The following is a 7,998-nucleotide window of genomic DNA, read 5'->3' as shown; positions in this document are numbered from 1 at the left end:
TCCTAACTTATTTGTTTAGTCACTCATAAGTATAGCGCATTTACATGGCTTTTTTAATATCTAATGGGATTATGCATTTCATTTTACAACAGACCACAGAAAATACTTCTACCCTCATCTCAACATCTAAGGATTTTACTTACTGCGTAATGAGTAAATGACTTATTCATATGATAGATTTGGATGATGTTAAATAAATAATTGTTGATGTTAGAACTAAGGCATTGCTGGTTGACTTAAGTCATAGCAACAAGCGAAGTGTTTAGTTCAACAATAGATGAAATGTCACATTCAACACAATCCCCCAACGAAACAGCAAATCAATCAAAAAAACTTGCGGCTGGACTTGTTACCGGACACAAGGTACCGTTATAGTGAGTCATACAAGTGTTAAAGAGGGCTCAATAATTTAACGCATCCAAAAAAATGTTGTATAAAATTATTGCCTATCATTTAATGAAGAAAGCTAATTTCTTATCGTTAACCAATTAAGCGTAAGGGATCAATTTCCTTTCACTTTATTTCTGATTCTTTAATTGACTTTACTACCTATTTGGCGTATCTTAACTAGAGTACAGATAGACAGATTGACTTAAGAGCTGAGTCATCTAGGAGGGATTTCATGGCAAAACAAAAGCAACTCGCTGTCATTGGCTTAGGTCAGTTTGGACGCGGTGTCGCAAATACATTACTATCACAAGGTCATGACGTGCTCGTGATCGATAAAGATCCACGTTCAGTTAATGACTATAAAGAATTCGCAACTCATGCGGTTGTTGCAGATGCAACCGAAGAATCGAAACTAAGTTCACTCGGTTTAACAAACTTCGATTACGTGATTGTCGCTATCGGTGAAGATATTCAAGCAAGTATACTAACAACCTTAATTTTAAAGGACATGAACGTTAAAAAAGTATGGGTTAAAGCGATAAACAAAAATCATTCGAAAATTTTAGATAAAATTGGTGCTGACTACATTATTCACCCCGAAAAAGATATCGCAAAACGGTTGGTGCGTCAGTTGCTTCATGGTCATATTTTAGATTTTGTTGAACTTTCTCAGGATTACAGTATCGTCGAACTTAAATCTTCTAAGAAAATTAACAAAAAGACAGTTGAAGACTTAGATTTAAGAACAAAATACGGTATTTCTTTACTTGGCATTAAATACGAGGGTAAAATTGACATAAACCCATCCCCTGGCTTTATCATTGAACCTAAAAATGTTTTAATTGTGTTAGGTCATAATAAAGACATTGAAAAATTTAAAGAGGCGGAACTATACGATGAATTTACTCTTAAAATTAAAAGATAACCCATTAACGCCACCGCAAATATTAGCTGCTGGTTTTTTCGCGATTATTTCACTTGGTACGATCTTATTAAAATTACCGATTAGTACAAATGCTCCTTTATCATGGCTTGACGCTGCCTTTACTGCAACATCGGCCGTAACAGTAACAGGTCTTATTGTTGTGGATACCGGAACTGCTTTCACGCTATTTGGTCAAACGGTACTGATGATTTTAATTCAAATTGGAGGCTTAGGCTTTTTAACCTTTGCTGTTATGAGTATTATCTTTTTAGGGAAGAAAATCAGATTAAAAAACCGATTACTTATGCAAGAAGCTTTGAATCAAAACACTATGGGGGGAATTGTTCGCTTAATTCGCGTGCTCTTTTATTTTGCCATCTCAATGGAATTAATTGCTGCACTCATTCTCTCCTTTAGATGGGTGCCTGAATACGGACTTGGTTTCGGCTTATTTACCAGTCTCTTTCATGCTGTCTCCGCATTTAATAATGCTGGCTTTAGTTTATGGGCTGACAGTCTTTCACAATATATTGGTGACCCCATCGTCAACATTGTTATCACCTTACTTTTTGTAAGCGGTGGGATTGGCTTTACCGTCATCTACGAATTAATGGCCCGTAAAAAGTTTCGAGCCCTTACCTTGCACACAAAAGTAATGCTCGTCGGCACACTCATTATCAATGTTGTTGCCGTCGTGTTGTTCTTTATATTAGAAGTGAACAATCCGAATACATTAGGCAATCTTTCTATTGGTGAGCAGTTGTGGGGGAGTTATTTCCAAGGGCTAACACCACGAACAGCAGGCTTTAATTCGTTAGACTACAGTCAAATGAATGATGGAACCTTGCTGTTTACCATTTTACTTATGTTTATTGGTGCAGGTTCGGCATCAACGGCCAGTGGTATTAAGGTTACCACCTTTATTATCATTGTTTTAGCAGTTACTGCTTATTTACGCGGACATAGTGAAGTGTTTGCCTTTAGAAGTCGTATTGAAACAGATGTTATTCTGCGGTCATTGTCAATTATTGTAGTTGGTTTATTCTTTGTTTTCTTCTCAATCTTTTTGTTAACGATCACTGAAGACTTACCAACATTACAAGTCGTTTTTGAGGGCTTCTCAGCCTTCGGAACCGTAGGTCTATCAACTGGTATCACTGATCAACTTTCAAGTCTTGGAAGACCCATAATTATGCTTCTAATGTTTATAGGTCGGGTTGGCCCTTTAACCATTGCTTTTTCAATTGCTAGAAAAACACCACCTCGTATTTCTTATCCGAAAGGTGAAATATTTACTGGTTGATTATACTTAACGTTATTAGGGGCATTACCGCTACGAACTAGCAGTAATGCCCCTATTTATCGTGGTAATATAGTTTCAAGCGATAACACCCTTAGATGTTCAACCAATTAATTAAGTAGTCCTCAGTAAACAAATCATCTGGATAAGTGATCTCACCTGTGTCACCATCCTCATACATCCATTGAATAAATGTATTTAACGCTTCAAAATATGGACTGTATAAAAACTCATAGCTGACTGTTTCCTCTGGCATGCGATTTTCTTCACAAATTACGGGATTAAGATAATTCACATAGGTCCGGCAAGGAATCGGTCTCACTTCATAGGCCATACACATGTTTTTTTCTGGATCGAGTAATGGACAAGGTAAATCCAACATCCGATAAGATTTCTTGAAATTATCGTCTTCCTTAAAATCGATTTGGCGTGCTATAGCAAGCTTTTCTTCATGTAACACTTGATATTGTTTTAAGTGTTTATAAATGGCATCTCTGCGTTCTTTGGGATAACTGTGAATCGCCTGTTTCATCAACTTAGCTTCTAATTTCGTTACAATAATCGGAAAGTAGCAACAAAAAGCACAACCCATAAAGCAAGTCGGCTTCAACTCAATAATATCATCAATCTTATCCATTTCTAAACTTACTTGGTTAAGAAGGCTAGTAAAGCTTTGTTCAATTTTCTCATCCACGGAAAGATCAACCTCATCCCAGTGCTCAATGATGCCATAAAAAACATCTTCATCAATCGTATATTTCTCATTTATACGCACTAAGCGTTCATTTAATTTTTCTTTAGTTAAAAAGCTCATTTTATCACCTCAAAAGTAATCATAACATAACTACTTGAAACTTTTAGAGTTAAGTTCTCACTTCTTTTTAACTTATACAAACAATTGATGTAAAAAGTATTTGAATTGATATAGCAAGTGATATTCACATGTTAAAGTAGTTAAAAAAACAAGTCATCTTTTTGAGATGACTTGTTTTACCTTAAAACACTGAATCAAGAAATGCTTTCGTCCGTTCCTCTTTTGGATGGTCAAAAATTTGATCGGGTGGTCCGACTTCGATGATCTTTCCCTCATCCATATAAATAACCCAATCACCAACCTCACGAGCAAATCCCATTTCATGAGTAACGACAACCATTGTCATCCCTTCATTTCCGAGTTCCTTCATTGTTTCTAACACTTCCCCAACAAGTTCTGGGTCAAGTGCTGAAGTTGGTTCATCAAACAACATAATATCTGGTTGCATGGCAAGGGCACGCGCAATCGCTACCCGTTGCTTCTGTCCGCCAGATAGACGTGACGGATAAACATTATATTTATCACCCAGTCCGACTTTATCTAAAAGACGCTTACCTTCTTTAACTGCTTCTTTTTTTGATATACCTTTCACTTGCATCGGCGCTTCAATCACATTTCCGAGCACAGTCTTATGCGGGAACAGATTGAAGTGTTGGAAGACCATTCCGACATTTTGTCTTACCTTATTTAAATCATGCGTATCCGCTTCAACTTGCTCACCTTCGATGATTATTTTGCCATCATCTTTAATTTCTAAAAAGTTCAAACAACGCAGTAATGTACTTTTTCCTGATCCACTTGCACCGATTAGTACAACTACATCACTTTCTTTAACCTCTAAATCAATGTCATATAACACATGTAAATCACCAAATGATTTGTTTAATTTTTCAACACGAACCATCTCTTTTGATTCTGTCATACGTCAGCTCCCCTCTCTTAATCACTCACCGCTAGTTTTTTCTCTAACATATTAACACCAATTGTTAAGATTAATACAATGACTAAATAATAGACAGCAACTGTAAAGAAATATGGTAAGTAATTAAATGAGTTTGACCCCATTGTATTTGATACACCAAATAATTCTTGTAGTCCAATAAATGAAGCTAAAGATGAATCTTTAATACCAATAATAAATTGATTACCTAACGCTGGTACCGCTCGTCTAAATGCTTGCGGTAAAATAATTCGACGCATTGTTAACGATCGATTCATCCCGAGTGATCGGGCAGCTTCTCGTTGACCTTTAGCAATACTTTGAATTGAACCCCGAATAATCTCAGCAATATACGCACCACTATGGAATGCTAAACCTATACCTGCCGCCCAGAAACTTGGAATCAACCAAACCTCTGCAAGTCCATAGTACAATATAAATATTTGAACAATCAGTGGCGTTCCACGCACAATCCAAATATAGCCGTCTGCAATCCATTCCAAAATTTTAATGTTCGATATTTTCAACATAGCAATAAATAGTCCAATAACAATCGCAATTAATAACGAAACAACAGATAATCTAAGTGTAAGCCAAAGACCTTCAATAAATACATCTGTGCTTCCGATAAATATATCAAAAAACTCAACCAATTTGACCTCTCCTTCTCTCTCATCTTAGCGTTTGTGATGTTATGTAGGTTAAGCAGCCACATTTGTGGCCGCTTAAATTATTTTATTCAGCACCTTCCGGTTCAACTGTTATATCAGATCCTACCCATTCTTCAGCTAATTCTTTTAATTCACCTGAATCAATCATTTCTTGTAAAATTTCGTTAACAGCAGCTAAAAGTTCTGGGTTATCTTTATTTACAGCGACCCCTTGTTCACTAACACCTAAATAAAAAGCAGGTTTAAGATCTAACCCATTATTAATCGCTTCGTTACCTGTGACATCATCAGTAATAACAACATCGTAGTGACCATTATCTAGTGATTGTAAAGCGACAACATCACTATCCAATTGCGGAATATTATCGGTGTATTCTTCTGCCATATCTAAATAAGTCGTTCCACGCGCAACAGCAATTTCTAATCCTTCTAAGTCAGCTTCACTCGCAACATCACTATCTGAACGTACCCAAACGACTGGACCAGAATAGTAATAAGGGATAGAAAAGTCAACTTCTTCTAAGCGTTCTTCCGTAATGGTATGACTTGCAACAGCCATATCATAACGGCCCTCACTAACACCTGTCACAATACCTGAGAAGGTAGCACGTTCTGCATTCGGTTCTAAGCCCATATGCTCAGCAATCGCCCGACCAACCGCTGCGTCATAGCCGACCATTTCATTACCTTCCATGTAACTAAATGGTTTGAACTCTCCAGAAGCTGCAAAAGTCAACTCGCCCTCTGAGACCAGATCAAAGCCTTCGTCTTCAGCATCAACAATTACGTCTGCATCACTATCTGAATCATTATCTCCAGTTGTGTCATCTTCACCACAAGCTACTAACATAAGTACTAGTCCCAGCATGATTATTCCTAAAATCTTCTTCATAAGTTATTGTCCCCTTTACTCTTTTGTTATTTTCAATTAAGTTTTGCTTAAATCAATAATGAAAAGTATAGGTGATTCCTTCGTTATCTAATGTCAACGCAGTAGGCGTTAAACCAGTACCGCATCCCCCTCTCACACTTTCTTTAAATACTGACACATAACGATCACTGTCAGTTCACCCTATCTTACCATTACCCAAATCTTCAGAATTATAAACATAAAACGTTCGAATTGTAGCTAATACACAAACAATTCAAACCGCATTTAAGTATAATTCATAGCATTGTAACCGCTTAATCAACCCTGCATATTTTTCTTGATCCCTTATATCACAACAGAAGCTATTTCAATTATTTTCAGCCTACTCATAGCTCTTATCTTTTTAAATATACATTATTCAATGCCTCTTCTATTGATTTTTTAGGCATCTAACTTCGTATTGATCATCCACAAATAGAAAAGAAGGTTAATCACCTGTATTTTTCCATTAAAAAACTCTGCCTTCAACAGAAGACAGAGTTTTTTTGATTGGACATTTAACCAACCATCGAAAATTTGCGACCAACACCGTTGCCACATACAACGTTTGATGTGCTGGATTTACACAAATCAGCTCATCGCTCTATGAGTTTACCACGACAGCTGTCAAAGTACAATCTTTTTTTATCTCGCGTACTATCTTTTTAATCAGTTGGCATGAGTTCACCCGCTATCAACCATTTAAACACTGATAAATTATGTTAGTCATCCGTTAATTCTTTCTCCTTTTGTTTAGCTTCCTTATCTGCTTGCCTTATGACACGTTTCAAATCTTTTTTGTTCATGCCATCAAGGTAATACGCTTCAGCTGCCTTACCCATTGCATAGGTACCTGAAAAAGCAATCGTGCTGGAAATAACACTTCCGGACCCAGGTAACACCACATTTAACAACTTGGATCCTTGTTGAGCAATTAATTTAAAACTATACCCAAGTGAGCCGACCCCGCCAATACTAAGAAGAAAATCTTTCAAGGTTTCTCTTGTTAAATCCCGACCACTTAAATAAGCAATAAAACTAACCATAATTAGCTGTAAGGGAATAAGTACCGACATATCACTTACCGGAATTGGCGTTAAGGCCACTGTTGAAGCCGCTGTTGAAAAGATTTGAATTAACTGTTTGGTAATTTTCTTGATGGCTCGATCGATCCGTGTTGACATCATTAAGTGAATCGAGGCTTGAAAGTCCATGTTGTGTTCAAGGAAATCCAACAAATAATCAATTTGATAACGTCCATCGAAATCAATCGCTAACTTTTTGCGTTCCTCGATAAATAATGTTTCTGGTGCGTCATGGGTCCACTCAATATAACTTGAAACCGCAATTACTTCTGTTACATCTATCTGGAGTGCGTTCATTAAATGCTTGACTTGTTCAATCTTTTCATCAATACGATCCAATTTAATTTGGGGATAATTTTCAGCCTCTTTAATGCGAGCAGGTTCAATGTTATCAACATGCGTCAAAACGGTCAAAATTGGAACATCTTTGCCTAATAAAGGCTTAATGCGTTTAATTTGCATCAAGTCATCATCCATTGCCGCCCGTTCAGTTGCATTCATTAAATGAAAAACCGCATCTGGTTCAAATGATTCTATCGCAACCTTTAAGGCTTGTTCGGCAGACTTATCTTCAGTACGAGTAACGGATTCTTTCAGTCCGCGGGTATCAATCACTTCAAATAACACGTCGCCATTATCTTCATACTGATAGCGCTCCACTTCTTTTGTACCAATTTGAATCGCTGACGTTTTTGCGATATATTTTCCAAAAAGACTATTGATGAGACTGCTTTTTCCTACCCCAGTACGTCCCATTAAAATAAATCGTGGTGGTCGCCTCGTCTTTATATCTTCAATAAGACCTTTAAGGTCATCATTCTTAAACACAAATTTTTCTATTTGTTTTCGAACGGATGCTGGGACATTGACTGGTAGCTGATCAATTACTTGATCAAAATGATCATATAAATGCACTAAACGATCAAGCCGTTGATCGAGTCGTTTTCGTTCCATGTGTTTTGT

General features: G+C 36.9%; 7 protein-coding genes. 2 read left to right on the top strand and 5 right to left on the bottom strand.

Annotated elements, in window-relative coordinates:
* Nucleotides 1-622: 622 nt before the first annotated feature.
* Both DES38_RS01455 and DES38_RS01450 read left to right on the top strand, forming a co-directional pair.
* Nucleotides 623-1,315: a potassium channel family protein gene (locus tag DES38_RS01455; protein WP_110250301.1), complete on the top strand. Its 693-nt coding sequence runs from the start codon at nt 623-625 to the stop codon at nt 1,313-1,315.
* The gene (locus DES38_RS01450) at nt 1,287-2,618 is read left to right on the top strand and encodes a TrkH family potassium uptake protein (protein WP_110250300.1); all 1,332 of its coding nucleotides are present in this window, start codon (nt 1,287-1,289) and stop codon (nt 2,616-2,618) included. The genes DES38_RS01455 and DES38_RS01450 overlap by 29 nt, the downstream gene beginning before the upstream one ends.
* 91 nt (nt 2,619-2,709) lie before the next feature.
* On the opposite strand, the gene DES38_RS01445 is transcribed toward DES38_RS01450, so the two are convergent.
* The 5 genes from DES38_RS01445 to DES38_RS01425 all read right to left on the bottom strand — a co-directional run bounded on the left by DES38_RS01445 (nt 2,710) and on the right by DES38_RS01425 (nt 7,989).
* Nucleotides 2,710-3,429, bottom strand: a complete 720-nt coding sequence (locus tag DES38_RS01445; protein WP_245881937.1) for a YkgJ family cysteine cluster protein — start codon at nt 3,427-3,429, stop codon at nt 2,710-2,712.
* 181 nt (nt 3,430-3,610) lie between these two features.
* A complete protein-coding gene (locus tag DES38_RS01440) occupies nt 3,611-4,351 on the bottom strand; it encodes an amino acid ABC transporter ATP-binding protein (protein WP_110250299.1) in 741 nt (246 codons plus the stop codon).
* Between the two features lie 17 nt (nt 4,352-4,368).
* Nucleotides 4,369-5,022, bottom strand: a complete 654-nt coding sequence (locus DES38_RS01435) for an amino acid ABC transporter permease (protein ID WP_110250298.1) — start codon at nt 5,020-5,022, stop codon at nt 4,369-4,371.
* 82 nt (nt 5,023-5,104) lie between these two features.
* Entirely contained in the window at nt 5,105-5,932 is an 828-nt protein-coding gene (locus DES38_RS01430; protein ID WP_110250297.1) for a transporter substrate-binding domain-containing protein, read from the bottom strand.
* A gap of 740 nt (nt 5,933-6,672) precedes the next feature.
* Nucleotides 6,673-7,989, bottom strand: a complete 1,317-nt coding sequence (locus tag DES38_RS01425) for a GTPase (RefSeq protein WP_110250296.1) — start codon at nt 7,987-7,989, stop codon at nt 6,673-6,675.
* Nucleotides 7,990-7,998 lie beyond the last annotated feature (9 nt).

Origin of the sequence: Streptohalobacillus salinus (assembly GCF_003201605.1) — a bacterium.
Taxonomy (GTDB): domain Bacteria; phylum Bacillota; class Bacilli; order Bacillales; family Amphibacillaceae; genus Streptohalobacillus; species Streptohalobacillus salinus.
This window is presented reverse-complemented; position numbering and strand designations above follow the sequence as displayed.